This is a genomic window from Photobacterium chitinilyticum (assembly GCF_004104355.1).
Lineage (GTDB): Bacteria > Pseudomonadota > Gammaproteobacteria > Enterobacterales > Vibrionaceae > Photobacterium > Photobacterium chitinilyticum.
Genome location: NZ_RJLM01000276.1, coordinates 1 through 356, shown reverse-complemented (window position 1 = coordinate 356; position 356 = coordinate 1). Strand labels below are relative to the sequence as shown.

Genomic DNA, 356 nt, shown 5'->3' with positions numbered 1-356 from the left:
GACTATCCTCTCAGAACCCCTATCCATCGATGCCTTGGTAGGCCATTACTCTACCAACTAACTAATGGAACGCATGCCCATCTCTTACCGCCGGAACTTTATCTAATTAACCATGCGATCAATCAGAACCATGGGGCATTAATCCGAATTTCTTCGGGCTATTCCCCTGTAAGAGGTAGGTTGCATACGCGTTACTCACCCGTGCGCCGGTCGCCATCTATTTTAGCAAGCTAAAATAATGCTGCCCCTCGACTTGCATGTGTTAGGCCTGTCGCTAGCGTTCATCCTGAGCCAGGATCAAACTCTTCGTTGTAATAAAAACTTAAAATATTATTCTTTATACAGATTAATATCTC

At 44.4% G+C, this 356-nt stretch carries 1 rRNA gene; it reads right to left on the bottom strand.

Going from position 1 to position 356, the window contains the following annotated elements:
• A 16S ribosomal RNA gene (locus EDI28_RS26725) occupies nucleotides 1-313 on the bottom strand; the annotation flags it as partial.
• Between the last annotated feature and the right edge of the window lie 43 nt (nucleotides 314-356).